Source organism: Nocardioides hwasunensis (assembly GCF_014779665.1).
GTDB classification, from domain to species: Bacteria; Actinomycetota; Actinomycetes; order Propionibacteriales; family Nocardioidaceae; genus Nocardioides; species Nocardioides hwasunensis.
This window is the reverse complement of record NZ_JACXYY010000005.1, coordinates 182,518-209,173: the sequence shown is the minus strand read 5'-3', so window position 1 is coordinate 209,173 and position 26,656 is coordinate 182,518. Positions and strand designations below refer to the sequence as shown.

Below are 26,656 nucleotides of genomic sequence, written 5' to 3'. Positions count from 1 at the left end.
AGGCTCCATGACAGTCCACACCCGACGCGGGCGCTACTACGAGGAGATGGTGAGCGGCGACGTGTTCAAGCACGAGCCCGGACGCACCGTCACCGAGGCCGACAACGTGCTGTTCTGCTCGATCACCCTCAACACCCAGACGCTGCACCTGGACGCGGTGAAGTCGGCGGAGTCGGAGTTCGGCCAGCGGCTGGTCAACAGCCTGCTGACGATGAGCATCGTGTGCAGCATCGGCGTCCCCGACCTGACCCAGAAGACGACGATCGCCAACCTCGGCTTCCAGGAGATCTCGTTCCCCGCGCCCGTCTTCATCGGCGACACGCTCTACTGCGAGACCGAGATCGGTCCGAAGCGTGCGTCGAGGTCGCGCCCGGGCCAGGGCATCGTCACCCTCGAGCACCGGGGCCTGAACCAGGACGGCGTCCTGGTGTGCAGGGCCGTCCGCACCGCGCTGGTGCGGTTCCGGCCCGACGACGAACCGGCCCTGTGAGCGTCCCGGCGTCGTCGACAAAGCTCCTCGAGCACCTGTCCGCCCGGGTGCGCGAGCTGGAGGACGTCCGGGAGATCGAGGCCCTCGCCGCCCGCTACCACTCCCTCTGCGACGGTGGCTGGCGCGGCCCGAGCCACGAGGACGTCGACGCGCTCGTCGACCTCTGGGTGCCTGACGGCACCTACGACATCAACGCCGCCCGCCCGCCGTGCCGCGGTCACGCCGAGATCCGCGAGCAGCTGGTCCGGCTCCGCACGTCGATGCCGTGGATCCTGCACACGTTCACCAACAGCGAGATCGACGTCGAGGGCGATCGCGCGTCCGGACGCTTCAAGGCGGTGGCCTACTACCGGCGCTCCGACGAGGCGCACGTCGTCGTCGGGTCCTACCTCGGTGACTTCGTGCGTACGCCGGCCGGCTGGCGCTTCGGCTCCTGGACCGCCGACCTGGCGCACGGATCGGTGCTCAGCGCCGGCCCCTCCCCCGCGGCGGCCCGGTCGTGACCCTGCCGACCGGGCGCTGGGGCGTGTGGTCGACCGCCCTGCGGTTCGGTGAGCGCGACGACGTCCAGGCGGCGGCCGCGACGCTCGAGGCGGCCGGCAGCACGGCGCTCTGGATGACCGGCGGCCTCGACGACCCCTTCGACCGCGCCGACGACCTGCTGCAGGCGACCGAGGCGTGCACGGTGGCCACCGGGATCCTCAGCATCTGGACCATGGAGCCGGCCGACGTCGCGCGACGGGTCGCGGGGCTGTCGGACCCCGCACGCTTCCTGCTGGGGCTCGGCGTGAGCCACCCGGCCCTCGTCGACCGCGAGGACCCCGGGCGCTACGCCCGCCCGCTGTCGCGGATGCGTGAGCACCTCACCGGCCTGGACCGCACCGGGGTCCCGGAGGTCGGCCGGGGCAACCGCGTGCTCGCGGCGCTGGGCCCGAGGATGGTGGAGCTGGCGAGGGACCACAGCCTCGGCGCCCACCCCTACCTCACCACCGCCCGGCACACGGCACGCGCGCGCGTCGGGCTCGGGGGCGGTGCCTTCCTGGCCCCGACCCAGATGGTGCTCCTCGAGACCGACCCGTCCCTCGCACGGGAGGCCGCGCGCGGACACCTCGCGATGTACCTGCGCCAGCCCAACTACGTCTCGAGCTGGCGACGTCTCGGCTTCACCGCCGACGACGTCGCGGACGGCGGCTCGGACCGGCTCGTCGACTCGATGGTCGCGTGGGGCTCACCCGCCGCCGTGGCGGGCCGACTGCGCGAGCACCTCGCCGCCGGAGCCGACCACGTCTGCGTGCAGGCCCTCACGACCGGGCGGGCGGTGCCGGTCGAGGACCTCTCGGCCGTGCTCGCGGAGCTCGGCTGAGGAGCGGTCAGGGACTCCACTCCGAGACAGTGCCGTCCTCGCCCCAGACCAGGTGGTGGGCCGGCTCCTGCACCTCTGCCTGACCGTCGGCGTAGGCGATCGTGCCGTAGACGCTGTCCTGCTCGGCGATGTCCGCGAGCGCCGCGCCGACGTCGGCGGGGTCGTCGCTGCCGGCGTCGCGGATGCCGGCGGCGAGCAGCCACATGGCGGTGTAGCCCTGTGCGGCGAACATGTCCGGAGCGCTTCCGTGCGCAGCCTCGTAGGCCTCGGCGAAGTCCGCCGCCATCTCGTTGCGCGCGATGCTCGCGTGGTAGGGCGTGGGGAAGATCGTGCCGGCCATCGCACCGCCCGAGGCGTCGTACGCGGCTGCGCTGTCGGCACCGACGTTGGACACGATGGGGCCGTCCCAGCCGCGCTCGCGCAGGGCGCGGGCCAGCCCCGCCGTGCTGGAGCCGATGGTGCTCGCGACCACCACGTCGGGGTCGTCGGCGACCACCTGCGTGGCGACGGAGGTGAACGACGTCTCGGCGGTGGCGACCTGGACGGTGTCGCGCAGGTCCACGTCGTTGCGCTCGAGCCCGGCGGCGTACACCGCGGCGTCCTGCACCATCGCGTCGTTGTCGTTGTTGACCACCATCACCGCGCGCTCGAGGTCGCTGCCACCGAGCACGGCGTCGAGGAACTCGTCGTAGGTGCCGCCGGCGGCCGAGGGCACCTCGAAGGGCCGAAAGAGGTGGGGCGGGTCAGCGAGGGAGTCGAGGATGGACACCGTGACGACCGCCGGGACGTCGCCCGTCGCGAGGACGGGGGCCAGCGCACCGGCCTCGCCGCCGAGGGTGCAGCACAGGATGCCTGCGACCCGGTCGGCCTCGAGCTGCTTGAAGCCGGCGATCGCCTTGGCCGGGTCCCCGGCGGTGTCGATGACCTCGAGCTCGATGGTCGAGCCGTCGCCGAGGAAGCCGGAGTCGTTGATCTCCTGCACGGCCAGCTCGATGCCGTGGGCCACCGGCTCGCCCGCGAAGGCACCGGGGCCGGACTGCACGATCGGCGCACCGACGCGGTACGTCGTGCCCTCGCCGCCTGCTCCCTGCTCGTCCGACCCGCAGCCTGCGAGCGCGGCACCGAGGACGAGCGCGGTGAGGCTCGCGCGTGCCGACCGGCGGACAGGACGGGCCTGGGTGGTGGAGGACATCGGATCTCCTGACGGGAGGGGGTGGACGGGTCAGAGGGTGTCCGCACTGCCGAGGACGAGGGTGCCCGAGCTCATGAACATGCCGCCGACCCCGGTGCAGACGCTGACGTCGACGCCGTCGACCTGCGCGGGCGCGGTGCCGCGGACCTGACGCACGGACTCCTGGATGGCGAACATCCCGTACATCCCGGTGTGGGTGTAGGCCAGGCCGCCGCCGTTGGTGTTCATCGGCAGGCTGCCACCGGGTGCGGTGTTGCCGTCGGCGACGAAGGCCGGCGCCTCTCCCCGGCCCACGAACCCGAGGTCCTCCAGGCCGTAGAGCGGCACGTGCGCGAAGGCGTCGTAGATCATCAGGTGGTCGACGTCGGCGTGTCCCAGCCCGGACTGCGCGAGTGCCCGCTCCCCGCCGAGCCGGATGGCGCGCGAGGAGGTCAGCGACTCCAGCCCGGAGACGACCGACGACTCGCTCGACTCCCCCGCTCCGAGGACGTAGACCGGGGGCGCGGGCAGGTCGAGGGTCGCTGCCCGCTCGGCCGAGGTGAGCACGAGGGCCCCACCGCCGTCGGTCACCAGGCAGCAGTGCAGCAGGTGCACGGGGTCGGCGATGACGGGCGAGGCGAGCACGTCCGCCACGGTGATGGGGTCGCGGAGCCTGGCCCGGGGGTTCATCGCCGCCCACTCGCGCTGCACGACGGGCACCATCGCGAGCTGCTCGCGGGTCATCCCGTAGGTCTCCATGTAGCGGCGCACGCCGATCGGGAACAGCGAGGGAGCCCCGACCGGGCCGTAGGGCACCTCGAGCTGGGCCATCATCGACTGCGGCGCCGGTGCCCACGGCACCATGCCGACCCGCGAGCGACCGGACTCGCCGTGGGTGACCAGCACCGTGTCGCACAGCCCGGACGCGATCGCCGCCATCGCGTGCCGCACGTGCAGCATGTACGACGACCCGCCGACGTTGGTGCCGTCGAGGTAGTGCGGGACGATGCCGAGGTAGTCGGCGACGTCGACGGGCATCTCGCCGGCGCACGCCACCCCGTCGACGTCGCGCGGGGTGAGGCCGGCGTCGGCGAGGGCGTTGAGGGCGGCGTCGGCGTGCAGCTCGAGCGCCGACTTGTCCGGCACCTTGCCGAGGTCGGTGCTCTCGGCGGCACCGACGATGGCGACGGCCCCGCGCAGGGCCCGGTCGCGGCTCATGCGCCGGCCTCCACCAGGTCGAAGCGCACGACGCGGTGCTCGCCGCGGGCCTCGAAGCCCACGCGGACCGGCGCGTCCAGCACCAGGTCGTCGGGGGCGTCGGTGGCCACGTTGCCCATCAGCAGGGGGCCCTCGGCCAGCTGCACCAGCGCCAGCACGTAGGGAGCGGTGAAGCCGGCGGGGGCGCGGTGGTTGACCACGAAGGACGCGACCGTGCCGGTGCCCGCGGCCGGCACCAGCTCGACCTCGCGGGACGCGCACGCGGGGCAGGCGCTGCGCGGGAAGAGGAAGAAGTGGTCGCAGGCGCGGCAGTGCGGCACCGTCAGCTCCTCCTGGTCGATGCGCGCCCACCACTCGCGGGTGTCGGGCGTCGGCACGGGGACCGGCCTGGCCGCGGTCGCGCCGGGCTGGTCGGGTGTCTCGGGTGCGGGTGTCACAGTGGGCGGCTCACTTCGGGAGGAGGTCGGGCAGGAGGTGCTTGCGGAGCTTGCCGTTGGCGCCGCGCGGCAGCACCGGCACGAAGCACCACGAGCGAGGGACCTTGAAGCGCGCGAGGCGCGTGCGCAGGAAGTCGTCGAGCTCGGTGCCGGCGGCGACGGGGTCGCGCGCCAGCCGCGAGTCGTCGGCGACCTGCACGACGGCGGTCACGCAGTCGCCCCACTCGGGGTCCGCCACGCCGATCACGCCGACGTCCTGGACCTCCGGGTGCTCGAGGATCGCGGCCTCGACCTCGGCGGGATAGACGTTGACGCCGCCCGTGACGATCACCTCGGACGTGCGGCCCAGCAGGAAGAGGTAGCCGTCCTCGTCGAGCCGCCCGAGGTCGCCGACCGTGACGAAGTCGCCGCGTCGCCCGGCGTCGGTCTTGGCTGCGTCACCGCGGTACTCGAAGGCGTGCGCGCCCATCCGCAGGTAGACCGTCCCGGAGGTTCCGGGGGGCACCTGCTCGCCGTCCGCGTCGAGGATCCGCACCTCTGCCCCCGGCTGGGGCCGCCCGACGCTGCCCGGCCGCTCGAGCCACTCGCGGCTCGTGATGCGGGTGCCGGCCGCCTCGGTGGCGCCGTAGTACTCCAGCACCACCGGTCCGAACCAGTCGATGACCGCACGCTTGACCGCTTCCGGGCACGGGCCGGCGCCGTGCACGAGGTTGCGCATGCTCGAGACGTCGTACGCCCCGCGCACCTCCTCCGGCAGCCGCAGCAGTCGGTGCAGCTGGGTCGGCACCATGTGCGTGGTCGTGACCCGCTCGTCCTGCACCGTGCGCAGCACGCCCTCGGCGTCGAAGCGATCCATCAGCACGACCGCGTGGCCGTAGTGGAGCGAGGTCACTGCGAGCCCGCTGACGGCCGTGTGGCTCAACGGGCTGGTCACCAGGTGCACGCCGTCGTCGAGCGGCTCGATGTCGAACATGCCGAGCTGCCAGCGCGCGCCCGCAGCGAACACGTCGTCGGGATCGCCCTCGGCGAGCCGACGCAGCACGCCCTTGGGCCGCCCCGTCGTGCCGGAGGTGTAGCCCAGGTAGGACCCGGGCGACCGGTCCTCGATCGGACCGTCGTCGAGGTCGGCCGCGAGCGCCAGCGCGTCGCGGAATCCGGGCGCGTCGCCGAGGGCGAGGCGGCGCTCGGGCGGGTGGTCGATGGTGTCCAGGGCACCGGCGACCATCTCGGCGTGCGGCACCGAGGTGATGACCGCGACGGGTGCGCTGTCGGTGACGATGTAGGCCGTCTCCTCGCGCGTGAGCGAGGTGTTGACCGGGACGTAGTAGGCGCCGGCCTGCTGGCAGGCCAGCACCAGGGCGAGGGTCGCCGGCTCGTTGGACACCACGCCGACGACCCGGTCGCCGCGCTCGAGCCCGAGCCCGCGCAGCAGCCTCGCCAGTGAGTTGGCCTGGGCGAGCAGCTCGCCACGAGTGGTGCGGCTGCCGTCGGCAGCCACCACCGCGGGCGCGTCCGGGTCGGCGGCGGCCAGGCGCCAGAACCCGAGGTCCTCGGTCGCGACCCCGGTCATCCGCGTCGCTCCCGCTGCCGGTCCACCAGCTCCCGCGCCAGCTCGCGCCGCAGCGCCGAGGTGGTGCCGTAGGACGCGGCGAGCGACATCACCCGCTTCAGCCACAGGTGCAGGTGGTACTCCCAGGTGAAGCCGATGCCACCGTGCAGCTGCAGCGCGGACACGTTGGCGCGGGCGGCCGCGTCACCGGCGTACGCCTTGGCCGCCCAGGCGCGGCGGCGGGCGTCCTCCGGCGTGGAGACCTCGACGGCGTCGAGCGCGCCCAACGCCGCCGAGGTGGTCATCTCGCTCATCACGGCCATGTCGGCGGCCGCGTGCTTCACGGCCTGGAACGACCCGACCGGTCGACCGAACTGGTGGCGGACCGTGACGTAGTCGACCGTCTGGTCCAGCAGGGCGCGGGTGGCGCCCGCCAGCAGGCAGGCGGCGCCGGCGACGGCGAGGAGTCGGGCCCGCTCGACGACGGCGGGCGGCACCGCGAGCAGCACCCCGTCGGTGCCGGGACGCACCAGGGCCAGCGGGCGCAGCGCGTCGAGGGCCGCGAGCTCCTGCACCTCCAGGTCGGAGGCGTCGTGAGCGCGCACCGTCCCGTCGTCGGCCACGTCGAGGAGCAGGTCGGCGTCGGCGGCGTGCACCACGTGGGGCGTGAGTCCGCCGAGGCGCACCGCGACGAGCACCTCGCCAGCGGTGATGCGCTCGAGCCAGGGACCGGCGTACGCCGTGTCGGTGCTGCCGGCGAGCAGCGTGACCGCGACGACGGCCGTCTCGAGGAAGGGCTCGGGGGTCGCGTGCCGGCCGAGCTCGTGGAGCACGCCGGAGACGTAGGAGGGATCGAGACCCGCGCCGCCGTGCTCCTCGGGGACCAGCGCGGACACCAGACCGGCCTCCGCGAGTCGCGCCCACAGCCGCGGGTCGTGGGCCTGCCCCGCGTCGAGCCGCTCGCGCAGGTGCTCGGTGCCGCTGTGCCGGCCCAGCAGGTCGGTGGTGAGCCGGACCAGCTCGCGCCGGTCCTCGTCGGCTGCGCCCGGGGGGATGATCGAGGTGGCGGTCATGAGGGTCGCGGCTCCAGGGGAAGTCCGAGCACGCGCTCGCTGATGATGTTGCGCTGGATCTCGTTGGTCCCGCCGAAGATCATCGCGGCGCGTGCGTACCAGTAGCGGTGGTGCCAGTCGGCCCACGCACGGCGGGTACCGGGCGGGGCGTCGCCGAGCGCCGCGGGATCGCCGACGACCGCGGCGTCCTCCTGCATGAGGCGCAGGCCCGTGTCGAAGATGTCGTGCTGCATCTGGGTCCAGAAGACCTTGTTGATGCTGGCGGTGCTGTCGAGGTTGCCACCGGCCTCGGCGAGCGCGGCGAGGCGGTAGACGTTGGCGCGGTAGACCTCGGTCTCCACCAGCACCCGGCCGAGCTCGTCGAGCGCCTGGGTGTCGTCGGCCAGGCCCCGGTGCTCGACCACCGAGGCCAGCGCGTCGACGTCGGCGGAGAACTTGGCGTGGTCGCCGAAGACGGCACCGCGCTCGAAGCCGAGCGTCGACATCGCCACGCGCCACCCCTGGCCGACCTCGCCGACCACCTGGGTGACCGGCACCCGGACGTCGGTGAAGTAGACCTCGGCGAAGCCCTCGGTGCCGTCGACCATCGCCAGGGGCCGGACCTCCACGCCGGGCGAGCGCAGGTCGATGCACAAGAAGGTGATGCCGTCGTGCTTGCGCGCGCGGCCGGCCTCGCGGTCGGTGCGCACGAGCGCGAAGATCCAGTCCGCGAAGGCACCCATCGAGGTCCAGATCTTCTGCCCGTTGACCACGAAGTGGTCGCCGTCGAGATCCGCGCGGGTGCTGAGCGAGGCCAGGTCGGACCCGGAGCCGGGCTCGCTGAAGCCCTGGCACCAGATGGTGCGGCACGAGAGCACGTCGGGGATCCAGCGCGCGCACTGCTCGGGGGTGCCGTGCTGCATGAGCACCGGGCCCAGGAGGTAGAGCCCGCCCATGTTGATGCGCTCCGGGGCGCCGGCGCGGTAGTACTCCTCGGCGAAGGCGATGGAGCGGCGCAGGCCGGCGTCGCGACCGCCGTACTCGCGCGGCCAGTCGACGGCCGCCCAGCCGCCGTCGAAGAGCGTGCGCTCCCACGCGCGGTGCAGGTCGAAGCCCTCGCGGGAGGTCCACGCCGGCAGCGGCTCGGCGGGCACGTGCTCGGCGAGCCAGGCGCGCACCTCGGCCCGGAAGGCGTCCACGTCGTCCTGCGTGGCCAGGTGGTCGCTCATCGGGCCAGCCCCAGGATGTCGGAGACCTCGGCCATCGTCTCGGCGTAGTCGTCGTCGCCCAGCCGGAGCGAGATGTTCACCCCGTCGGCGCCGGCCTCGGCGTAGCGGTCCACGAACTGGCGCAGCCCGGCGAGGTCACCGGTGTAGCGGACGCCGGCGACCGCGTGCTGGTCGGCCCGGTCGCGACCGTTGTCCTCGAGCAGGCGGGTGTAGGTCGCGTGGTGCTCGGTGAACTCCGAGATCGTCAGGTTGTAGGGGTACCAGCCGGTCCCGACGCTCGCGGCCCGCTTGAGCGCGGCGGGCGAGTGGCCGGCGATGAGGGTGCGCGGTGCGGGGCGGTCGACGCCGGACACGGCCGAGCCCCAGCCACCGGCGAGGTCGGCGAGGTAGTCGGTGCAGCGACGACCGCGGGTGCGGAAGTCGCTCTCGCAGGCGGTGACCTCCTCCGAGGACCAGCCGACCCCGACACCGAGGTCGAAGCGGCCACCGGTGAGCTCGGCCAGGCTCTGCAGCTCGCGGTGGAGCGTGCGCATGTTGCGGACCGGCAGGATCATCACCGAGGCGCCCACGCGCAGGCGGGTCGTGGCGGCGCACAGCTCGGCGGCGGTCTGCTGGACGTCGAGCAGGCCCTGGTCCTCGGCCGCCTCGACCTGCGCCTTGTCGCCCACCGTCTTGTTGTGCGACTCGAGCTTGTCGGGGTCGTCGGCGGAGGGGTGGTTGGGATACGGGTACGCCGACTCGTAGTGGTCGAAGAACATCAGGTGCTCGGGGACCCAGATGCCCGAGAAGCCCAGCTGCTCGGCCGTGCGCGCGAAGGTGGCCATGAAGGCCGGGTCGCGCCGCACGCCGCCGTCGAAGAGGTCGACGAGACCGATCTCCACACCGTCTCCGTTCGTCATCGGCGTCATGCCTGCACCACCCGGTCGATGTCGTCGGCTGTCGGCACGCGGTCCACGACCGCCACCAGCTCGTCCACCCGGGCCGACATGCCCGACAGGGCGGCTCGCGCGTCGGCGAGGTCGGCGAGATCGACGAACCAGGTCAGGCGTACGCCGTCCGCGGCGTCGCCGAGCACCGAGGCGAGCCTGGCGGCGCCGGCCCCCACCTGCTCGGGGGTCTCGCGCCACGCGAGCCAGCCGTGGGGGGCGCCAACCTGGTCGACGACCCGGCGCAGCGCCTCCGTGCCGAGGGCACGCAGGTGGGTGCGGGGCACCCGGTCGCCCACGGGCCGCGGCAGCGCGCTGACGCCGGTGAAGGACACGTGGGCTCCGGTGTGCTCGGCGCGGCGCTGCGTCCACAGCGACCGCATCGCCAGCACCCGGTCGAGGGCGCGGTCGAGGTGGTCCGCCTCGGGGGCGGCGGGATCCACCAGGTCCTCGGGCGGCTCACCGAGGTCGAGCCCGAGCTCGAGCCGCCCACCGGCGAACCAGTCGAGCGAGGCGAGCTGCTTGGCCCGCACCGCCGCCGGCTGCACGGCGGCCAGCTCACCGGAGTGGCCGAGCCGGATGCGGTCGGTGACCCGGGCCACGCACTGCAGCCCCAGCACCGGGTCGAGCGATCGATGGAGCGCGGCCTCCCGCTCGCCGAGCGACCACCAGGACGCGAGACCCGCGTCCTCGGCCGCGCGCGCTGCCTCGGCGATCCGGTCGGGCAGACCGTCGCCGTCGGCGCGGAAGCTGCTGGCCAGGCCGTGCTCCATCGATCCTCCTACGTGCTGGGGTGCTGTCGGTGCGTCTGGTGCGGCAGGATCAGCCCTGCCACTCCGACAAGGTGCCGTCCTCGGTCCACTCGAGGTAGCTGCCGGGGGCGTTGAGGCTGGCCTGACCGCCCTCGTAGGTCAGCGGCCCGTAGACCGAGTCCTGCTCGGTGATCGACTCGAGGGCCTTGGCGACGTCGGCGGGGTCCTTGCTGCCGGCCTCCTTGATGGCGGTCGCCATCAGCCACATGGCGGTGTAACCCTGGGCGCCGTACATGTCGGGCTCGGCGTCGTACTCGCCCTGGTAGGCCTCGGTGAACTTGGTCGCCATCTCGTTGTCGGTGAAGCCGGCCTGGAACGGCACGGCGAACAGGGCTCCGGCCAGACCGCCGCCCGAGGCGTCGAAGAGGTCCTTGGAGTCCACGCCGTAGCTGGTGAGGATCCGCTTGTCGAAACCGCGCTCGCGCAACGAGCGGGCCATGAGGGCAGCAGGCGTGCCCAGCATGCTCTCCACGACCGCGTCGGGGTCGAGCGAGGCGATCTCGGTCGCCGCCTGCGTGTAGTTGGTGTCGGTGGACGCGGTGTTGATCGTCTTGACCACCTCGACGCCGTTGCGCTCCAGCGCTGCCTTCCAGACCTCCGCGTCGCCGACCATGCCGTCGTTGTCGGAGGTCACGACCATGACGACCTCCTTGATGTCCTCGGCCGGGACGACGGTGTCGACGAACTGGTCGTAGATGCCGCCGGAGTCGGCGGGCAGCACGACCGGGCGGTAGACGTAGGGCGGGTTCGCGAGGCCGGCCAGGATCGCGGAGGAGACGATGGCGGGCACCTTGGTGGCCTCGATGACGGGCGCGAGGGCGCCTGCCTCGGAGGAGAGCCCGCAGCAGATGACGCCGGACGCGCCGTCGGCGGCGTACTGCTTGTAGAGCGCGATCGCCTGGGCGGGGTCGCCCTTGATGTCGTCGATCTTGAGCTCGATCGTGGCGCCGTCACCGAGGTAGTCGGAGTCGTTGATCTCCTTGACGGCGAGCTTGGCGCCCTCGGTGATCGGCACGCCCGCGAAGGCCGCGGGACCGGAGGTCAGGGCGGGGAAGCCGACGAGGTAGCTGTCGTCGCCACCACCGCTCCCGCCGTCGGAGGAGCCGCAACCCGAGAGTGCGACGAGCGCGGCGGCCGTGGCCGCGACGATCGCCTTGGCGCGCAGAGAACTGTTGGTGAGAAGCACTGGCTGACCCTTTCTGGAGCTGCTCCGTCTGAAGCAAGCGCTTGATACAAGTGAAGCAAGCACTTGATAATCGCATAGTGACCGGCGTCACGCAATGGTCCGCAGGCACGCTTTCGGCCCGACTGGTCGCGCCGGGTCGTGGCCGGCGCGAGCCGCTCGCCGATCCGTGATCCCGCGGGCCGGAGACGCGTCAGGCGGTCCGGACGAACGCGCGACCGCGGTCGATGACGGGGTGGCCGTCGGCATCGACGACGCGGAAGGCCGCCTCGTCGTCGCTGGTGCGCCACACGTGCAGCGCGAGCGCGTCCCCCGGCAGGACAGGACGGGTGAAGCGTCCCTCCATGCCCGCCAGCCGGCTCGCGTCGCTCTCGCAGACGGCGTGCACGAGCAGCCGGGCGGCGTAGCCGTAGGTGCACATGCCGTGGAGGATCGGGCGCTCGAACCCGCCGCGGGCGGCGAAGGCGGGGTCCGCGTGCAGCGGGTTGCGGTCACCGGTCAGGCGGTAGAGCAGGGCCTGCTCGGGACGCGTGGCGAAGTCGACGCGGTGGTCCGGGACCCGGTCCGGCGCGCTCCACTCCCGGGTCGTGCCGCGCTCGCCGCCGAAGCCGCCCGCGCCGCCGAGGAACGCGCCGGTGCGCGAGAGCGCGAGGCGGTCCCCGGTGTCGGCGTCGCGCAGGACCGTCTCGGTCCACACGATCGCGTCGCGGCCCTTGTCCCACATCTCGGTGACGGTCGTGCTGACCGTGGCGGAGCCGGCCGGCGGCACCGGCCCGTCGACCTCGAGCTGCTGCTCGGCGTGGACCGCGCGGGTCGGGTCGTAGTCGCCGATGTCGGGCATGCCCTGCCCGAAGCCGAGGACCACGGCGAAGCTGGGCACGACCTGCTGGGCCACGCCGGTCGTGTTCTCGGTGGTGAGGGCGAGCTCGGCGAGCGGGTCCTGCTGCCCGGCCCCGACAGCGAGGGCGTAGAGCAGGGACTCGGTGTCGGTCCAGGTCACGGTCCACTCGGGCGAGGTGGTTCCGACGGCGGTGGGATCGAGGGGCACGGCTTGTCTCCTGATCGGTCTCGATGGGCGTGGGCGAGTGGTCAGAGGGGGGTCAGCCGGGTGCGCGGGCCCGCCTTGAGCAGCCTCGAGGGCAGCTCGCGCCCGACGATCCGGCTGGCGGCGTGGGCCACGTCGAGGAGCGCGTCGAGGTCGACGCCGGTCTCCACGCCGAGCTCGTGGAGGAGGTAGACCGCTTCCTCGGTCGCGATGTTGCCGCTGGCGCCGGGGGCGTAGGGACAACCACCGAGCCCGCCCACACTGGCGTCGAAGCGGGTGACGCCGAGCTCGAGCCCCGCGACGAGGTTGGCCATCCCGGTGCCGCGCGTGTCGTGGAAGTGCAGGCCGAGCTCGACGTCGGGCTCGCGCTCGAGCAGCCCGCCGACGACACGCCGCACGCGCGGTGGCGAGCCCATCCCCGTGGTGTCCCCGAAGCAGATGCTGTCGGCGCCGTCGGCGATCGCGCGGACCGCGTGGTCGACGACGCGCGCTGGGTCGACCTCCCCCTCGTAGGGACAGCCGAAGGCGGTCGCGACGATGACCTGGCACCTCGCCCCCGCCGCGTGCGCGGCGGCGACGACCTCGGCGATCTGGTCGAGCGACTCCTCGGGGGTGCGGTTGAGGTTGCGCAGGTTGTGGGTGCGCGAGGCCGAGACCACCACCTCGAGCTCGGTGAACCCGGCCGCGAGGGCGCGTCGGGCACCGACGAGGTTGGGCACGAGGGCCGAGTACGTCACGTGCTCACGCTGGTCGACCGCCTGCCACACCTCGGCCGCGTCCGCCATCTGCGGGATCGCCCGGGGGTGGACCCACGAGACCGCCTCGATCTCGACCAGCCCGGTGCCGCCGAGCGCGTCGATCAGCTCGACCTTGGCGGCGGTCGGCACGACGTCCTCGTTCTGCAGACCGTCGCGGGGACCGACCTCGCGCAGGACGACGCGGCTCGGCACGTCGCTCATCAGAAGCCCGACCTGTCGGCGACGAGGCGCCGGTGCACGGTCGGCGTCCCGTAGAGCCCGCGCTGGGCCATCGCGCGCCGGAAGTGGTGCGACATCTCGTGCTCCCAGGTGAAGCCGATCCCGCCGTGGACCTGGATCCCCTCACGGACCACGAACGCGCCGGCGTCGCCGGTGCGGACCTTGGCGGCCGAGGCGCTCAGGCGCCAGCGCTCGGACCCGGCGGCCGCGTCGAGCAGGGCCTGACGCACCATGCTCCGCGACGTCTCGAGGTCGGCGTACATGTCGACGAGCTTGTGCTTCACGCTCTGGAAGCTCGCCACGGCGCGGCCGAACTGCTCGCGCTCCACGGCGTAGTCGCGCGCGACGTCGAGCACGCGCGCCGACGTCCCGACGAGGTCGGCGGCCACCAGCAGGGCGCCGACGAGCCACGCGTCCTCGAGGGCGGCGGTGACGTCGGTCCCGCGGGCGACGACGACCGCCGCCTCGACGTCGTCGAGGTCGAGGTCGGCGAGCCCGCGCCCGGGGTCCATCGCGTCCATCGGCGTGACCCGGGCACCATCCGCACCCGCGTCGACGCGCAGCAGGACCGGCACGTCGTCCTCGTCGAGCGCGGGGACCAGGAACGTGTCGGCGTGCGTGCCGCTGTCGACGAGCGTGCGACGGCCCCGGAGGCGGTCACCGCGCCACGAGAGGGTCGTGGCGACGGAGGAGCCGGCGGGGTCCTCGTGCAGCGCGGCCACGACCACGCGGCCCTCGACGGCGATCGCTGCCCGCAGACCCGTCGCGTCGTCGGGGTCCAGCGCACCGAGGAGGTGCACGGCGACCCCCGCCGTGGCGACGACCGGGCCCGACCAGCCGCACACGCCCAGCTCGTGGACCGCCGCGCCGAGCTCGAGCAGGCCCGCGCCCTGTCCGCCGAGCTCCTCGGGGACGAGCAGGCCGGCGACGCCGACCTCCTCGACCAGTGCCTCCCACAGCGGCGGGCGGGCAGCACCGCCGGCGCGGCTGGTGTCCACCGGGCTGCGCGCGGCGAGGAACCGTGCGAGCAGCGGGGTCAGCTCGGGACTCAGCTGGAAGTCGACCATCTCGCTCCTTCGTCAAGCAAGCGCTTGCTCTTGTCCGGCGAGACGAGTGCCGCGCCGGCGGGCCTGGGTGTCAGCCGGCGGCGCGGACGCCGTCGAGCAGGATGGCCGTCTGCACGGAGATGACCGTGTCGATGCCCACCTTGCCGCGGGGGTCGAACCAGCGGATGACCGCCTGGATCGCCCCCATGATCGTGCGGTACTGCATGCGGGCGTCCACGTCGCCGCGCAGCACGCCCGCGTCGATGCCCTGCTGGATGGTCTCCATCCACACCGACTCGATCTGGTGCTGGCGCTCGGCGATGCCCGCCATCGGCCGGACGTAGTGCCAGTCGTTCTGGAGGATCGTGAGCTGCTCACGGTTGTCGACGAGGGCCCGCAGTCCCCGGGCGATCAGCTTCTCGAGCGCCTCGGCCGGGGACTGAGCCTCGTCGACGGCGGCGTGGTAGCCGCGCACCATCTCGTCGAGGTAGGTCACCAGCACCTCCTCGACGATCGCCTCCTTGGAGTCGAAGTAGTAGTAGAGGCTGCCCGAGAGGATCTCGGCCTCGTCGGCGACGTCGCGGACGGTGGCGCTGGAGAAGCCCTTGGCGGCGAAGACCTTGGCCGCGGAGCTGAGGATCAGCTCCTTGCGAGCCAGACCGGTCGGGGAACCCGTGGAACGGCGACGCGTGGTGCTCACCGTCTCCCCCTTCCCTCGTGGACGTTGTCGTGGTGGACCTGACGGGGCACAGTAACCCCCTCGCCGCGTGGCGCGGCTCGATGCACGCCGGGTCGGGCGCAGGTCACGCGCGTCACGGCCGCCTGTCCGACACGATCGTCACCGCGCTCACCAGGTCTCCGGGGCTCCCACCCTGGTTCTGGACGAGCCCGAACGACGGGTCGGACACCTGCCGCTCCCCGGCCTCGCCGCGGAACTGCAGCCACATCTCGAACAGCATCCGCAGCCCGCTCGCGCCGACCGGGTGCCCGAAGCTCTTCAGTCCTCCGTCGACGTTGACCGGCAGCGCACCGTCGCGGTCGTAGCGACCGTCGAGCACGTCGCGCCAGGCCTGCCCGCGGGCGGAGAAGCCGAGCTCCTCCATCAGGACCATCTCGGTCGGGGTGAAGCAGTCGTGCACCTCGGCCAGCGAGATCTCGGTGGCGGGGTCGCTGATGCCGGCCTGCTCGTAGGCCGCGCGGCTGGAGACCGCTGCCTCCGAGAGCTCGGAGTAGTCGTAGTCGCTGTCGTTGCGACCGGTGCCGGATCCGGCGTCCATCGCGAGGGCGTGGACGTAGAGCGGCCGGTCGGAGTAGAGGTGGGCGTCCTCGGCGCGCACGATCACCGCCGCGGCGGCACCGTCCGCGACACCGGAGCAGTCGAAGACGCTCAGGCTGCCGGCGAGGGCGGGCGCGGCCGCGATCGTCTCCTTCGACATCTCCTTGCGGAACTGGGCGCGGGGGTTGATCGCCCCGTTGCTGTGGTTCTTCCAGGCGATGTGGGTCATCGCCTCCTTCACCTCGGCCTCGGAGACGCCGTAGCGCCGCGCGTAGGACGGCACGATCATCGAGTACATCGCCGGCGCGCTCAGGTTGGGCGCGGTGCCGTCGTTCGGCACGTGCGGCATCTCGAGCCCGGAGAAGCCGAAGTCCTTGAGCTTCTCCCCGCCCACGGCCATCACCACGTCGTAGGCACCCGAGGAGACGGCGTAGCAGGCGTTGCGGAACACCTCCGAGCCCGTCGCGCACATGTTCTCCACGCGCGTGACCGGCTTGTGGCTGATGTTGAGCGGCCGGGTGAGCGTCAGGCCGCTGACCCCGGAGACCATCGACCCCAGCCAGAAGGCGTCGACGTCGTCGAGGCCCACCCCGGTCGTCGCCGCGAGGGCGCCGTGGGTCGCCTCGACCAGGAGGTCGTCGACCGAGCGACCCCAGTGCTCCCCGAACTCCGTGCACGCCATCCCGACGATGGCGACGGGGTTGGCCAGCTTGTGGGTAGCCATCACTCAGTCCTTTCAGAGGCGGTCGCGTCCGCGGCCGGGCGGACCTTCCAGACGTAGTTGCGCACTCCGTTCGCCGCGACGCTCGCGACCCGGAAGGTGGGCTCCACCGCGTCGCCGATCGCGATGTCACGACCGACGGCGTCGGCCATCTCGAACTCGAAGCGGCCACCACCGTCGAAGTCGACCGCGACGACCTTGGCAGGGAGCTGGACCGACTCCGAGAGCCAGTCGTCGGTGTGGGTGGCCACCCGGCCCGGCACCTCGATCATCGAGACCTGCTCGAAGGGCCCCTGCGCCGAGCAGCGCAGGCAGACCTGGCGTGGCGGCAGGTTGCGGTAGCCGCAGGCCACGCACTGGGCACCCTCGAACCGGAACTTCCAGTCACGCGTACGCCGCGAGGCGGGCGGCACGGGCGGCTTGACGTCGGGACGTCGCGCGGGCTCGCGCGGCAGCAGACCGCGCCAGGTGAGGAAGTCGGCGTAGGAGACCGGGTGCGTGGGCCGTTCCACCGCGGGCGTGGGCACGTGCCGGTCGGTCATCCGGAACAGCAGCGCGTCGGCGCCGTCGGCGGCCCCCACGGCGAGCACGAGGGCCCCGGGCGCGGCGGCGTCGAAGGCCGCGGCCAGCTGCAGGCCGAGGTCCGCGGCACCGGCGTAGCCGGCGCTCGAGGTCACCAGCCGCTCGGCGCCGAACCCCTTGGCCAGCGTGGCGCGGGCCCGGGCGTGCGGGAGGCTGAGCACGACGTGGTCGAGCGCGTCGCGCGAGACGTCGCACGAGGACAGGAGGTCCTCGACGACCTGCGTGACGAGCGGGACGTACTCCTCGACACCGAAGCGGTCCTCCCAGGTGCGGGTGCGGGGGGACCCGGGCTCGCGCCAGCGATCGAGGAACTCGGTGGTGACCGAGGCGCTGCCGACCAGCTCGGCCACCGGGTCGGGGCCCACCACCAGCGCCACGGCGGCGTCAGCGCCGTCGGTCTCGTCGGCCGAGCCGGGCAGGCCGAACCTGATGTCGGCGCACACCGCGACGGCGGAGCCGGCTGCGAGGGCGGCACGGAGCGCCCCGACGCCCCCGCGGAGCGCGCCGCCGACGTCGTAGGCCGCCGTCGCGACCGGGAGACCCGCGGCCACCGCGACGGTGGCGGCGTTGGACTTCTCCAGGTAGGCCGGGCGTGATGTGGCGAACCAGAGCGAGTCGACGGCACCGCCCGCGCGGAGCGCACCGCGTGCGGCGCCCACGGCCATCGTCGTGGTGTCCTCGTCGTAGGAGGCGACCGGCCGGACCCCGCGGCCTCGTCCGGCACCGAGCGTGGCGACCACGTCGGCCCGGTCGAGGCGGGCAGACGGCAGGTAGACGGCGTAGCTCGCGATGCCGACCACGGGCACTCCCCACTCCGGCTCCGTGAGCCGGCTCGATCAACCTGTTTCAATCAAGCACTTGCTTTGCTACTTTAGGTCACCTGAACGCGAGGCCGCAACCGGCGCTCGCTCGAGCGCAGGAGGACGCCGCCAGTGACCCAGCCGTCTGAGGACGACTTCCGGGCCGAGGTCGAGGCCGCCCTCACGCGGTTCGCACCGCGTCGGACCGAGCGTGAGAGCGGGTGGGGCGAGGGCGAGGACCGCGTGTCGGTCGTCGCCGAGCGCTCCGAGGGTGAGGCCGAGGAGCTCGAGCGGCTGCGCGCCTACCGCGCCTTCCTCGCCGAGGAGGGACTGGCGTGGGTCGACGGGCCGGCCGACCACGGTGGACGCGGACTGTCGGGCCGGCACGCGGAGGTCCTGCGCGAGGTCGAGGCCGGCTTCCAGCTGCCGGACGACGGCTACCTCCGCTTCAGCGTCTCCACGCTCTGTCCCACGCTGCTCGCCCACGGCACCGAGGAGCAGCAGCGCGACCTGCTCCCCCGTCTGCGCACGGCCGAGGTCCTGGCCTGCCAGCTCTACTCCGAGCCGGGAGCCGGCTCCGACCTCGCCGGCCTCTCGACCCGTGCGGTCCGCGACGGCGAGGGCTGGCGGCTCACCGGGCAGAAGGTGTGGAGCTCGGGCGCCCACTTCAGCGACATCGGGCTCTGCATCGCCCGCACCGACCCGGACAGGCCCAAGCACGCGGGTCTCACCACGTTCCTCGTCGACCTGCGCTCCCCGGGCGTCGAGGTGCGGCCGATCCGGCAGCTGACCGGCGGCGCCTCCTTCGACGAGGTCTTCCTCACCGACGTCCACGTCCCCGACTCCGCGCGGGTGGGCGAGGTCGACGGTGGCTGGAGCGTGGTGGTCACGTCGCTGCTCAACGAACGATCCGCCATCGGGCGCGAGGTCGGCGTCGACGAGGCCCTGGTCGACCGGCTGGTCGACCTCGCGCGGCACCGGTGCGCCGACGGCACCCTCGACGAGCGCACGCGCGACCGACTCGCCGACGTCGTGGTGGGCACGTGGGCCGCGCGGCTCACCACCTCGCGCTATCTCGAGGGCGGCGGCACGCCTGGTCCGGAGCTGGCACTCACCAAGCTGCTCACCACCGACCTGCTCGCCGAGATCAGCGACCTCGCAGCGGACGTCCTGGGCGCCGCGCACGTCGCCGACAGCGGCGAGTGGGGCACCTACGCCTGGTCCGAGCTGACCCTCGGGCTGCCCGGCCTCCGCGTCGGCGGCGGCACCGACGAGATCCTCAAGAACGCGGTGGGCGAGCGCGTTCTCCACCTCCCGAAGGACGCACGATGAAGATCGACATGGGCATGATCGGCTCCTCCGCCGCGGCGTGCGGACCCGTTGCCGCCGACGCCGAGGGCCGGGGGTTCGACGGCGTGTGGGCGAGCGAGAGCGTCACCGACGCCTTCCTGCAGTCGCAGGCCGCCCTCCTCACCACGTCCCGCGTCAGTGTCGGCACCGCCATCGCGGTCGCGTTCGCCCGCAACCCGATGAGCGTGGCGTACCTCGCCTGGGACCTCGCCGCGATGTCCGGCGGCCGGTTCGTCCTCGGCCTCGGCAGCCAGGTGCAGGCCCACGTCGAGCGACGCTTCTCCATGGAGTGGAGCCCGCCCGTCGAGCGGATGCGCGACTTCCTCGGAGCGCTGGACGCGATCTTCACCGCCTGGCGCGACGGCAGCCGGCTCGACTACCGGGGCGAGGTCTACCGGCACAACCTGATGACCCCGGTGTTCACGCCGCACCACCACGACTTCGCCATCCCCACCGCGGTCGCCGCCGTCGGCGCGCGGATGACCGAGCTCGGCGCCGAGCTGTGCGACGGCCTGCTGCTGCACGGCATGACCACCGCGGCGTACCTGGACACCGTGACCATGCCCGCCGTCGAGCGCGGGCTGGCCACCTCGGGTCGCACCCGCGGGGCCCTCGAGCTCTACTGCCCGATCTTCATGGTCATGGGCGACACCGAGGAGCAGCAGGCCGAGATGGCCCGGCAGACCCGCGAGCAGATCGCGTTCTACGCCTCGACCCCGGCCTACAGCAAGGTGCTGGCGACCGTGGGCTACGAGGACCTCCAGCCCGAGCTGCAGGCCCTGTCGCGTGCCGGCCGGTGGGAGGAGATGGGGACGCTGGTCGACGACACGCTGCTCCACCACATCGCACTGGTGGGCACGCCCGAGGAGATGCCGGCGCTCGCGCACGAGCGCTTCGACGGGCGACTCGACCGGATCTCCTCCTACTACCCCTGGCCGGTCGAGGACCCCGACCGCCTCGGCGCGATCCTCGCCGCCTTCCACGACGCGCCCGCCACCTGACCGACCTGACGAAGGAGTCCCCATGGCCCGCCTCTCCCCCGACGACCTCGTGGCTCGTGCGGAGATCAGCGACACGCTGCACGCCTACAGCCGCGGCATCGACCGGCGCGACATCGACCTGCTGGCCGACCTCTTCACCGAGGACGGGGCGTTCGACTACGGCCACGGCAACCTCACCCGCGGCCGGGAGGCCCTGCGCGAGCTGTTCGTCGCAGCGACGGGGAAGTACGACGCGACCAGCCACCACTGCTCGACGACGTCCTTCCTCTCGCTCGCCGAGGGCCGCGCCAGCACGATCACCTACGTCTACGCCTTCCACGACAACCGGGAGCAGGACCTGAACCTGCACGTGTGGGGCTGCTACGAGGACGAGCTCGTCGACGAGGGCGACCGCTGGCGGATCGCGACCCGCCGGGTGCGCATCGCCGGCGTCAGCTCGAACGGGTCGGAGGAGCTGCCCGAGCGCTTCGAGAGGTACGCCCGGGGCTGAGGCACGCCGCTCACACCGCGCGGCGCATCCCACCGTCGACCGCCACCACCTGGCCGGTGACGTAGTCGGCCGCCACCGAGCTGAGGAAGGTCACCACCTGGGCGACCTCCTCCGGGCGGCCGAACCGACCGGCCGGGACGAAGCGCTCGACGAACTCCTCGCGAGCCCGGTCGGTGCCGAAGTGGCGCCGCACCTGCTCGCTGTCCACCCGGCCGGGCGCGACGCAGTTCACCGTGATCCCCTCGGCGGCCACCACGCGCGAGAAGCCCTTCGCCCACAGCACGCACGCCGCCACCGCGGCCTGGGCGGCGGACACCCCGACGGGCTCGAGGAGGCCGACCAGGTTCACCACCCGCCCGTGACCGCCCGCGGCGAGCAGGGGACGAAGTCGCGCGGCGAGACGGCGCTTGGCGTGGAAGTTGAGCTCGAAGAGGTCGTACCACGCATCCTCGTCGGGCTCGACGCCGGGCGGGTCCGCCTGGCCGGCGTTGTTGACCAGGACGTCCAGCCCGCCCAGCCCCTCGACCACGGCCGCGTGCACGATGTCGACGGCGGAGCGATCGACGAGGTCGGCCACGACGACGTACGGAGCCGGGAGTCCCGCGGCGACCATCTCGCGCTCGAGCTCCTCGAGCTCGTCGCGGCGCCGCGCGACCACCGCCACGGCGGCACCTTCGCGGGCCAGCGCCCACGCAGTCTCACGCCCGATGCCGGCACTCGCGCCCGTCACCAGCGCCCGTCGTCCACTGAGCCCCAGGTCCATGCGCGTCACGCTAGGGAGCACGTCGCCCGCAGTCAAGCAAGTGCTTGATAGGCAGGTATCGGGTGGGTGCTCATCCCGAGACGCTCTGTACCCCCTGCAGGCGCTCCACGGAACCGATGCGGGTGTACGTCGGACCGGCGACGCGGGCGAGCGGGTCGAGCGTCGCAGTGTCGATCTTGAAGCCGTCGAGCGCGTCCGTCGCGACGTGGAACCGGACGACCTCGCCGACGGTGAAGCGCGCGCCGGCGCGCCCGAACTCCACCACCTGCGAGAGGCGGCACTCCAGGCTGACGCGGGCGTCGACCAGTCGCGGCACCGAGACCACGTCGCTCGCCGTGGTGGCCAGCCCGAGCTCGTGGGCCTCGTCGACGCCGGGCGGGTAGGGCAGTCCCGACTCGTGCACCGCGTGGTGGTGCTCCCACCCGGCGATGTTGACGACGTACTCGCCCCGTGCCTCGATGTTGCGCGAGGTGTCCTTGGGCTCGCCGTCGCGCAGGCCGATGTTGATCCCGACCATCGGCGGCATGTTGGACACCATCGTGAAGGCGCTGAACGGCGCGAGGTTGAGCGCGCCGTCCGGACCGGTGGAGGTGACCCAGGCGATCGGACGCGGCACCACGACGCCGGTGAGCAGCTGGTAGCACTGCGCCGCGCTGAGGCCGGCCGGGTCGATCGTCGTCCGGGCCGGGCCCACCGGGCTCATCGGTCCCTCGCCGCCTGGCGGACCGCGTCGTGGTCGAAGTCGTTGATGTCGGAGATGAGCGAGTCGTCGTAGAGGCTCGCGGCATCGACGGGCTCGGTGATCGTGCCCGCGTCCAGCAAGAACTGCACCATCGCCTCGAGCTGGGCGGGATCGAGCTCGCCGTAGGTCTCGGTGTCGTCGTCGATGCCGAGGTTGGCCAGCCGGGCCTCCAGCACCGAGACGCCCGACGCGAGCGCCGCGTCCTCGTCCAGTCCGGACGGCTTCGCCTCGGGGTGGGTGTCGTAGAGCATCTCGATCGCGGCCTCCGGGTTGGCCTGCGCGAAGACGACGCCCTTGGCGATGGCACGACCGAGCTTCACGTAGAGCTCGGGGTCCTCCTCGAGGTCCGAGGCGCGGGCGGCCAGACCGCCGCTGGTGAGGTCGGCCGCGCCGGGGACCTCGATCTCGCGCAGCGCGATGCCCTGGTTCTTCAGGACCTGGAACGAGGTGTCGAGCAGCGCGAGGGCGTCGACCTTGCCGCTCTCGACGGCGGCGGCCTGCTGGCCGCCGGTGCCGATCGCGACGAAGTCCACGGAGTCGGCCGGGACACCGGCCTCCTCGAGCCCGACCTGTGCCTGGGTGACCGAGGCGGAGGCGAGGCTGATGGCGCCGACCGTCTTGCCGCGCAGGTCCTCGACGGAGGTGATGTCGCTGTCCTCGGGGACCATCAGGCCGTAGATGTTGTCCTTGTAGTAGGACATGAAGTAGACGAGGTCGAGGTTCTTGCCTGGCTGCCGACCCAGGATCACCGGCTCCGGGCTGATGGCGCCGGTCGCGGCCTTGCCGGTCGCGATCTGCTGCGCCTGGGTGGTGGCGGAGTCGGTGAGCACGACGTTGACGTCGAGCCCCTCCTCCTCGAAGTAGCCCATGCCCTCGCTGACCGCGATGGACGCGATGCCGGCGTTCCACGTCGGGGTGGCGAGGGTCATCGCGACCGAGCTACCACCGCTGCCTCCGTCGCCCCCACCGCATGCGGCGAGCGGCAGGACGAGGGCGAGGGAGGCAGCTGCGGCTGCGCGTCGGACGAGGGTGCGTGCGGGCATGGCGGGTCCTTCGGGTCGGAGCGTGGACAGGAGGCAGCGGTGCGTGACGGGTGGTCAGAGACCGGCGTGGCGCGAGCGGTTCTCCTCGGACCAGAACGCCAGGCGCCGGCCGGCGAGGACGACGATGTAGTGGAGCGTCAGCCCGATCACCGACAGCACCACCAGCGCGGCGAACATCGTCGTGGTGTCGAGCGAGGTGTTGCTGGCGATGATGAGGTAGCCCAGCCCCGCCTGCGATCCGACGAACTCGGCGACGATGGCGCCGATGACCGAGAGCACCACCGCGACGTCGAGACCGGCGATGATGCTCGGCACGGCGGTCGGCAGCCGGAGCCTGGTCAGGACCTGCAGGCGGGTGGCGCCGAACGAGCGCATCATGTTGACCTGCTCGGAGCTGGTCGAGTTGAAGCCCAGTGTCGCGTTGATGAGCACCGGGAAGAACGCGATGAGCGCGGTGGTGAGGATCTTGGACTCCATGCCGAAGCCGAACCAGACGAGGAAGAGCGGGGCGAGCGCCACCTTGGGCACCGTCTGGAGGACGACCACGATCGGCAGCACGATCTTCTCGGCCAGCCGCGAGGAAGTGACCCACACCGCGGTCAGCAGTCCGGCCACGACGGCGAACGCGAAGCCGTAGACGATCTCTTGGAGCGTGACCAGTGTGTGACGGACGAAGGGCCCGTCGGTGAATCCGGTCACCAACGCCTCGATCACACCGCTGGGGGCGGGGAACAGGATCGCGGACACGTCCGCGGTGCGCACGGCGATCTCCCAGCCGATGACCAGGAGCAGGACCGTGGTGCTGGACAGCAGCCAGCCCGGCAGGTCGGAGAGGCGCTTGCGCTCGGCGCCGCTGGGGGGCTGGCGGCGCACGGAGAGGTCGTGCTGGCCGTGGTCGTCGACCGCGGTCCGGGGAAGCTGTGTGGTCATCAGGCGGTCACCATCTCGGCGGTGTCGAGGACGGAACGGATGTGGGCGGCCAGACGACCGAACTCAGGCGTGCTGATCGTCTGCAGCGTGCGCGGACGGGGGAGGTCGATGTCGACCACGTCGGCGACCCGCCCGGGCCGGGGGGTCATCACCACCACGCGGTCGGAGAGCAGGACGGCCTCGGAGATGCTGTGCGTGATGAACACGACCGTCTTGCGGTCGCGCTCCCAGATGTCGAGCAGGTCCATCGTCAGCTGGTCGCGGGTCATCGCGTCGAGCGCACCGAAGGGCTCGTCCATCAGCAGGATCCGCGGGTCGTGCAGGAGTGCGCGAGCGATGCCGACGCGCTGCTGCATGCCGCCGGACAGCTCGTAGGGGTGCCGCTCGGCGAAGTCGGCCAGCCCGAGCATGGCGAGCAGCTCCCGGGCCCGGGGCTCGTCGGCCCTGCGCTGCGCGCGGCCCTGGAGCGTCGAGGGGACGAGCACGTTGTCCAGGACGGTGTGCCAGGCCAGCAGGAGCGGCTGCTGGAACACCATGCCGGTCATGGCGGACTCGTCGCGCGCCTGCGCGCGGTAGGTGATCGAGCCCCGGGTCAGCGGCTCCAGCCCCATGATCAGCTTGAGCATCGTGCTCTTGCCGCAGCCGCTGGGCCCGACGATCGACACGAACTCGCCGTCGGCGACGTCGAGGTGGAAGTCGTCCACGGCGACGGTGCCGTTGGGGTACTGCTTGGTGACGTGGTCGAAGACCATCACGGGCTCGCTCATGCGGGTGCTCCTCGCTCGGAGATCTGGTGGGAGGGTCGGCTGGCGGAGCTCGAGCCGGACCGTGCCCGGTCGAGGGCGTCGGCCGCGGCCCGCGCCAACAAGGTGGTGTCGGCGGCGCACACGAAGAAGTCCAGACCGAGCCGCGAGGCCCGCCCGGCCGCGGCGACGGTGCCGGCCGAGCCGACGGCGACGCCGGACGCGCGCGCTGCCGTCACGAGGGTCTCATCCGCGTCCGCCACGGGGTCACCCGCGTCGAGCGCGAGATCGGCCGGTCCGAGCATGAGGGCCGAGACGCCCGGGACCGCCGCGATGGCGTGAGCCTCGGCGAGCGCGCGGACCGACTCGACCTGCGCGACCACCGTGGCGGCGCTCGACAGGTAGTCGGCGCGCGGCGATCGCCCCCAGCCGCCGGCCCGCGAGGTGCCGCCCGAGCCGCGACGACCGTCCGGGGCGAAGCGGGTCGAGGCGACGAGGTCCGCGGCGTCTGCGGCCGAGTCGACGTGTGGCACCACGAGGCCGTCGACACCTGCGTCGAGCAGTCGCTGGACCAGGGCGGGCGACCGGTCGGGGATCCGCACCAGGACGCGCAGCCCGAGCGCCTGGCCCACGGCGAGGTGTCGGGCGACGGCGCCCAGGTCGAGGAGCGTGTGCTCGAGGTCGACGACGACGAGGTCGAACCCGGCGGCGGCGAGGATCTGCGTGGACTCGACCGCGTCGAGCTTCACCCACGCACCCCAGGCGGTCCCGCCGTCGACACCCCACCCGGTCACGCGGAGCCCTCCCCCGCCGCGGCCGGGTAGTCGGCGGCGTTGAGCACCCAGCCGGGTCGGGCGGAGAAGTCGGCCCGCGGTCCGGAGAAGATGTCGACCATGCGGTTCTCGCCGTCGCCGATCGCCTCGCTGGTGTGCACGAGGGGCGGCGGGATGACGGTGACCGACGGCCCACCGATCTCGCGGTGCTCGTCGGGGGTCCAGCGCGTGCGGTCCTTGCCCCAGTCGCGGCGGATGTGGTGCACGTAGCGTCCATCATCGACGAAGCTCAGCTGCTCGAAGTCGTCGTGGGTGTGCGGCGACAGGGTGCGGGGGTCACGCGGGCCGCTGCGGGGGTAGAGGACGTTGACCATCGCGTGGCGGCTGCGCAGGATCCGGCCCAACCGTTCCTGCGCGGGAGCGATGTCCTCGAGGTGGTCGTACACGCGCAGCCGCTCGTCGCCGACCGGCTCGGGCCACGGGGTGGCGGCGACCGCGTTGCCCGTGCCATCGGCGTACGCGTCGGCGTTCTGGACGCGCGCGAGCAGGTCGGACGCCGTCACCGGGTGGAGCCGCAGCAGCCGCAGCGCGCCGTCGGCGCGCAGGCTCCACGGACCCGGCGAGACAGTGACGACCGCGGTGCCGACCACCGAGCGCTCCTCGCCGTCGGCGACCAGCGTGGCCGCTCCCTCGCAGGGCAGGACGAGGACCAGGGTCTCGTCGGCGTCGTCGCGCTCGACCCGGTCGCCGTCGGCGAGCTCGGCGTAGACGAGCACCACGTTGGCGCCGCGCACGATCCAGGTGCGTCCGCCGGCAGGGGTCGTCTCCGCCGGCGCCATGGCGTGGAAGTCGAGGTACTGCGGCGACAGCGCGTCGTCGGGGTCGCTCGACGCGGCGGCTGCCGGGGTGAGCTGGGCACGCGGGTCGGTGCTGGCGTACGTCAT

At 72.8% G+C, this 26,656-nt stretch carries 28 protein-coding genes; 6 read left to right on the top strand and 22 right to left on the bottom strand.

Annotated elements, in window-relative coordinates; genetic code table 11:
• Window positions 1–7 precede the first annotated feature (7 nt).
• The 3 genes from IEZ25_RS13455 to IEZ25_RS13445 are packed head-to-tail and all read left to right on the top strand — an operon-like array spanning window position 8 to window position 1,853.
• Window positions 8–490, top strand: a complete 483-nt coding sequence (locus tag IEZ25_RS13455; protein WP_191199952.1) for a MaoC family dehydratase — start codon at window positions 8–10, stop codon at window positions 488–490.
• The gene (locus IEZ25_RS13450) at window positions 487–993 is read left to right on the top strand and encodes a nuclear transport factor 2 family protein (RefSeq protein ID WP_191199951.1); all 507 of its coding nucleotides are present in this window, start codon (window positions 487–489) and stop codon (window positions 991–993) included. The genes IEZ25_RS13455 and IEZ25_RS13450 overlap by 4 nt, the downstream gene beginning before the upstream one ends.
• Window positions 990–1,853 (top strand): TIGR03620 family F420-dependent LLM class oxidoreductase, encoded by an 864-nt coding sequence (locus IEZ25_RS13445; RefSeq protein WP_191199950.1) that lies wholly within the window; start codon window positions 990–992, stop codon window positions 1,851–1,853. Before IEZ25_RS13450 ends, IEZ25_RS13445 begins: the two co-directional genes overlap by 4 nt.
• Window positions 1,854–1,860: 7 nt before the next feature.
• On the opposite strand, the gene IEZ25_RS13440 is transcribed toward IEZ25_RS13445, so the two are convergent.
• The 15 genes from IEZ25_RS13440 to IEZ25_RS13370 all read right to left on the bottom strand — a co-directional run bounded on the left by IEZ25_RS13440 (window position 1,861) and on the right by IEZ25_RS13370 (window position 17,877).
• Complete coding sequence (locus IEZ25_RS13440) at window positions 1,861–3,045, bottom strand: ABC transporter substrate-binding protein (RefSeq protein WP_191199949.1); 1,185 nt, start codon at window positions 3,043–3,045, stop codon at window positions 1,861–1,863.
• Between the two features lie 30 nt (window positions 3,046–3,075).
• A complete protein-coding gene (locus IEZ25_RS13435; RefSeq protein ID WP_191199948.1) occupies window positions 3,076–4,242 on the bottom strand; it encodes a thiolase C-terminal domain-containing protein in 1,167 nt (388 codons plus the stop codon).
• On the bottom strand, window positions 4,239–4,679 hold the full coding sequence (locus IEZ25_RS22290) for a Zn-ribbon domain-containing OB-fold protein (RefSeq protein ID WP_191199947.1): 441 nt from the start codon (window positions 4,677–4,679) through the stop codon (window positions 4,239–4,241). The genes IEZ25_RS13435 and IEZ25_RS22290 overlap by 4 nt, the downstream gene beginning before the upstream one ends.
• A 10-nt stretch (window positions 4,680–4,689) precedes the next feature.
• Window positions 4,690–6,249 carry an AMP-binding protein gene (locus tag IEZ25_RS13425; protein ID WP_191199946.1) on the bottom strand — a complete coding sequence of 520 codons (1,560 nt, stop codon included), beginning with the start codon at window positions 6,247–6,249 and terminating at the stop codon, window positions 4,690–4,692.
• A complete protein-coding gene (locus tag IEZ25_RS13420) occupies window positions 6,246–7,301 on the bottom strand; it encodes an acyl-CoA dehydrogenase family protein (protein WP_191199945.1) in 1,056 nt (351 codons plus the stop codon). Before IEZ25_RS13420 ends, IEZ25_RS13425 begins: the two co-directional genes overlap by 4 nt.
• Window positions 7,298–8,509, bottom strand: coding sequence for an acyl-CoA dehydrogenase family protein (locus IEZ25_RS13415; protein ID WP_191199944.1), 1,212 nt, complete (start codon window positions 8,507–8,509; stop codon window positions 7,298–7,300). Before IEZ25_RS13415 ends, IEZ25_RS13420 begins: the two co-directional genes overlap by 4 nt.
• Window positions 8,506–9,408 (bottom strand): LLM class flavin-dependent oxidoreductase, encoded by a 903-nt coding sequence (locus IEZ25_RS13410; protein ID WP_191199943.1) that lies wholly within the window; start codon window positions 9,406–9,408, stop codon window positions 8,506–8,508. The genes IEZ25_RS13415 and IEZ25_RS13410 overlap by 4 nt, the downstream gene beginning before the upstream one ends.
• A 5-nt stretch (window positions 9,409–9,413) precedes the next feature.
• Entirely contained in the window at window positions 9,414–10,208 is a 795-nt protein-coding gene (locus tag IEZ25_RS13405) for an LLM class flavin-dependent oxidoreductase (RefSeq protein ID WP_191199942.1), read from the bottom strand.
• A 49-nt stretch (window positions 10,209–10,257) separates the two neighbouring features.
• On the bottom strand, window positions 10,258–11,433 hold the full coding sequence (locus IEZ25_RS13400; RefSeq protein WP_191199941.1) for an ABC transporter substrate-binding protein: 1,176 nt from the start codon (window positions 11,431–11,433) through the stop codon (window positions 10,258–10,260).
• A gap of 190 nt (window positions 11,434–11,623) precedes the next feature.
• Entirely contained in the window at window positions 11,624–12,478 is an 855-nt protein-coding gene (locus IEZ25_RS22285) for a MaoC/PaaZ C-terminal domain-containing protein (protein ID WP_191199940.1), read from the bottom strand.
• A 41-nt stretch (window positions 12,479–12,519) separates the two neighbouring features.
• A complete protein-coding gene (locus IEZ25_RS13390) occupies window positions 12,520–13,434 on the bottom strand; it encodes a hydroxymethylglutaryl-CoA lyase (RefSeq protein WP_191199939.1) in 915 nt (304 codons plus the stop codon).
• Window positions 13,434–14,519: an acyl-CoA dehydrogenase family protein gene (locus IEZ25_RS13385; protein WP_191199938.1), complete on the bottom strand. Its 1,086-nt coding sequence runs from the start codon at window positions 14,517–14,519 to the stop codon at window positions 13,434–13,436. Before IEZ25_RS13385 ends, IEZ25_RS13390 begins: the two co-directional genes overlap by 1 nt.
• Window positions 14,520–14,589: 70 nt before the next feature.
• Window positions 14,590–15,198 (bottom strand): TetR/AcrR family transcriptional regulator, encoded by a 609-nt coding sequence (locus tag IEZ25_RS13380; RefSeq protein ID WP_191199937.1) that lies wholly within the window; start codon window positions 15,196–15,198, stop codon window positions 14,590–14,592.
• Between the two features lie 112 nt (window positions 15,199–15,310).
• Window positions 15,311–16,498 carry an acetyl-CoA acetyltransferase gene (locus IEZ25_RS13375; protein ID WP_191199936.1) on the bottom strand — a complete coding sequence of 396 codons (1,188 nt, stop codon included), beginning with the start codon at window positions 16,496–16,498 and terminating at the stop codon, window positions 15,311–15,313.
• A complete protein-coding gene (locus tag IEZ25_RS13370; RefSeq protein ID WP_224748976.1) occupies window positions 16,498–17,877 on the bottom strand; it encodes a hypothetical protein in 1,380 nt (459 codons plus the stop codon). Before IEZ25_RS13370 ends, IEZ25_RS13375 begins: the two co-directional genes overlap by 1 nt.
• Window positions 17,878–18,009: 132 nt before the next feature.
• Here IEZ25_RS13370 and IEZ25_RS13365 point away from each other — a divergent pair, with 132 nt between their 5' ends.
• The 3 genes from IEZ25_RS13365 to IEZ25_RS13355 are packed head-to-tail and all read left to right on the top strand — an operon-like array spanning window position 18,010 to window position 20,718.
• Window positions 18,010–19,209 carry an acyl-CoA dehydrogenase family protein gene (locus IEZ25_RS13365; RefSeq protein WP_191199934.1) on the top strand — a complete coding sequence of 400 codons (1,200 nt, stop codon included), beginning with the start codon at window positions 18,010–18,012 and terminating at the stop codon, window positions 19,207–19,209.
• Window positions 19,206–20,228, top strand: coding sequence for a TIGR03617 family F420-dependent LLM class oxidoreductase (locus IEZ25_RS13360; RefSeq protein ID WP_191199933.1), 1,023 nt, complete (start codon window positions 19,206–19,208; stop codon window positions 20,226–20,228). Before IEZ25_RS13365 ends, IEZ25_RS13360 begins: the two co-directional genes overlap by 4 nt.
• A gap of 22 nt (window positions 20,229–20,250) precedes the next feature.
• On the top strand, window positions 20,251–20,718 hold the full coding sequence (locus tag IEZ25_RS13355; protein ID WP_191199932.1) for a nuclear transport factor 2 family protein: 468 nt from the start codon (window positions 20,251–20,253) through the stop codon (window positions 20,716–20,718).
• Between the two features lie 10 nt (window positions 20,719–20,728).
• Here the strand turns inward: IEZ25_RS13355 and IEZ25_RS13350 are convergent, their stop codons facing one another.
• From IEZ25_RS13350 to IEZ25_RS13320, 7 genes are all read right to left on the bottom strand, one after another.
• Window positions 20,729–21,481, bottom strand: coding sequence for an SDR family NAD(P)-dependent oxidoreductase (locus tag IEZ25_RS13350; protein WP_191199931.1), 753 nt, complete (start codon window positions 21,479–21,481; stop codon window positions 20,729–20,731).
• A gap of 70 nt (window positions 21,482–21,551) precedes the next feature.
• A complete protein-coding gene (locus IEZ25_RS13345) occupies window positions 21,552–22,184 on the bottom strand; it encodes a flavin reductase family protein (RefSeq protein ID WP_191199930.1) in 633 nt (210 codons plus the stop codon).
• Window positions 22,181–23,266 (bottom strand): ABC transporter substrate-binding protein, encoded by a 1,086-nt coding sequence (locus IEZ25_RS13340; protein WP_191199929.1) that lies wholly within the window; start codon window positions 23,264–23,266, stop codon window positions 22,181–22,183. Before IEZ25_RS13340 ends, IEZ25_RS13345 begins: the two co-directional genes overlap by 4 nt.
• Before the next feature lie 54 nt (window positions 23,267–23,320).
• Window positions 23,321–24,196 (bottom strand): ABC transporter permease, encoded by an 876-nt coding sequence (locus IEZ25_RS13335; protein ID WP_191199928.1) that lies wholly within the window; start codon window positions 24,194–24,196, stop codon window positions 23,321–23,323.
• Window positions 24,196–24,963, bottom strand: coding sequence for an ABC transporter ATP-binding protein (locus tag IEZ25_RS13330; RefSeq protein ID WP_224748975.1), 768 nt, complete (start codon window positions 24,961–24,963; stop codon window positions 24,196–24,198). The genes IEZ25_RS13335 and IEZ25_RS13330 overlap by 1 nt, the downstream gene beginning before the upstream one ends.
• A complete protein-coding gene (locus IEZ25_RS13325) occupies window positions 24,960–25,733 on the bottom strand; it encodes an HpcH/HpaI aldolase family protein (protein ID WP_191199927.1) in 774 nt (257 codons plus the stop codon). The genes IEZ25_RS13330 and IEZ25_RS13325 overlap by 4 nt, the downstream gene beginning before the upstream one ends.
• Window positions 25,730–26,656 carry a cupin domain-containing protein gene (locus IEZ25_RS13320; protein ID WP_191199926.1) on the bottom strand — a complete coding sequence of 309 codons (927 nt, stop codon included), beginning with the start codon at window positions 26,654–26,656 and terminating at the stop codon, window positions 25,730–25,732. The genes IEZ25_RS13325 and IEZ25_RS13320 overlap by 4 nt, the downstream gene beginning before the upstream one ends.

Bases quoted from the DNA above. Each gene is read 5' to 3' on its own strand.
- IEZ25_RS13440 (WP_191199949.1), bottom strand. From the start codon at position 3,045: ATGTCCTCCACCACCCAGGCCCGTCCTGTCCGCCGGTCGGCACGCGCG.
- IEZ25_RS13410 (WP_191199943.1), bottom strand. From the start codon at position 9,408: ATGACGAACGGAGACGGTGTGGAGATCGGTCTCGTCGACCTCTTCGAC.
- IEZ25_RS13435 (WP_191199948.1), bottom strand. From the start codon at position 4,242: ATGAGCCGCGACCGGGCCCTGCGCGGGGCCGTCGCCATCGTCGGTGCC.
- IEZ25_RS13415 (WP_191199944.1), bottom strand. From the start codon at position 8,509: ATGAGCGACCACCTGGCCACGCAGGACGACGTGGACGCCTTCCGGGCC.
- IEZ25_RS13330 (WP_224748975.1), bottom strand. From the start codon at position 24,963: ATGAGCGAGCCCGTGATGGTCTTCGACCACGTCACCAAGCAGTACCCC.
- IEZ25_RS13360 (WP_191199933.1), top strand. From the start codon at position 19,206: ATGAAGATCGACATGGGCATGATCGGCTCCTCCGCCGCGGCGTGCGGA.
- IEZ25_RS13355 (WP_191199932.1), top strand. From the start codon at position 20,251: ATGGCCCGCCTCTCCCCCGACGACCTCGTGGCTCGTGCGGAGATCAGC.
- IEZ25_RS13385 (WP_191199938.1), bottom strand. From the start codon at position 14,519: ATGGTCGACTTCCAGCTGAGTCCCGAGCTGACCCCGCTGCTCGCACGG.
- IEZ25_RS13420 (WP_191199945.1), bottom strand. From the start codon at position 7,301: ATGACCGCCACCTCGATCATCCCCCCGGGCGCAGCCGACGAGGACCGG.
- IEZ25_RS13405 (WP_191199942.1), bottom strand. From the start codon at position 10,208: ATGGAGCACGGCCTGGCCAGCAGCTTCCGCGCCGACGGCGACGGTCTG.
- IEZ25_RS13390 (WP_191199939.1), bottom strand. From the start codon at position 13,434: ATGAGCGACGTGCCGAGCCGCGTCGTCCTGCGCGAGGTCGGTCCCCGC.
- IEZ25_RS13340 (WP_191199929.1), bottom strand. From the start codon at position 23,266: ATGCCCGCACGCACCCTCGTCCGACGCGCAGCCGCAGCTGCCTCCCTC.
- IEZ25_RS13455 (WP_191199952.1), top strand. From the start codon at position 8: ATGACAGTCCACACCCGACGCGGGCGCTACTACGAGGAGATGGTGAGC.
- IEZ25_RS13320 (WP_191199926.1), bottom strand. From the start codon at position 26,656: ATGACGTACGCCAGCACCGACCCGCGTGCCCAGCTCACCCCGGCAGCC.
- IEZ25_RS13350 (WP_191199931.1), bottom strand. From the start codon at position 21,481: ATGGACCTGGGGCTCAGTGGACGACGGGCGCTGGTGACGGGCGCGAGT.
- IEZ25_RS13375 (WP_191199936.1), bottom strand. From the start codon at position 16,498: ATGGCTACCCACAAGCTGGCCAACCCCGTCGCCATCGTCGGGATGGCG.
- IEZ25_RS13345 (WP_191199930.1), bottom strand. From the start codon at position 22,184: ATGAGCCCGGTGGGCCCGGCCCGGACGACGATCGACCCGGCCGGCCTC.
- IEZ25_RS13425 (WP_191199946.1), bottom strand. From the start codon at position 6,249: ATGACCGGGGTCGCGACCGAGGACCTCGGGTTCTGGCGCCTGGCCGCC.
- IEZ25_RS13335 (WP_191199928.1), bottom strand. From the start codon at position 24,196: ATGACCACACAGCTTCCCCGGACCGCGGTCGACGACCACGGCCAGCAC.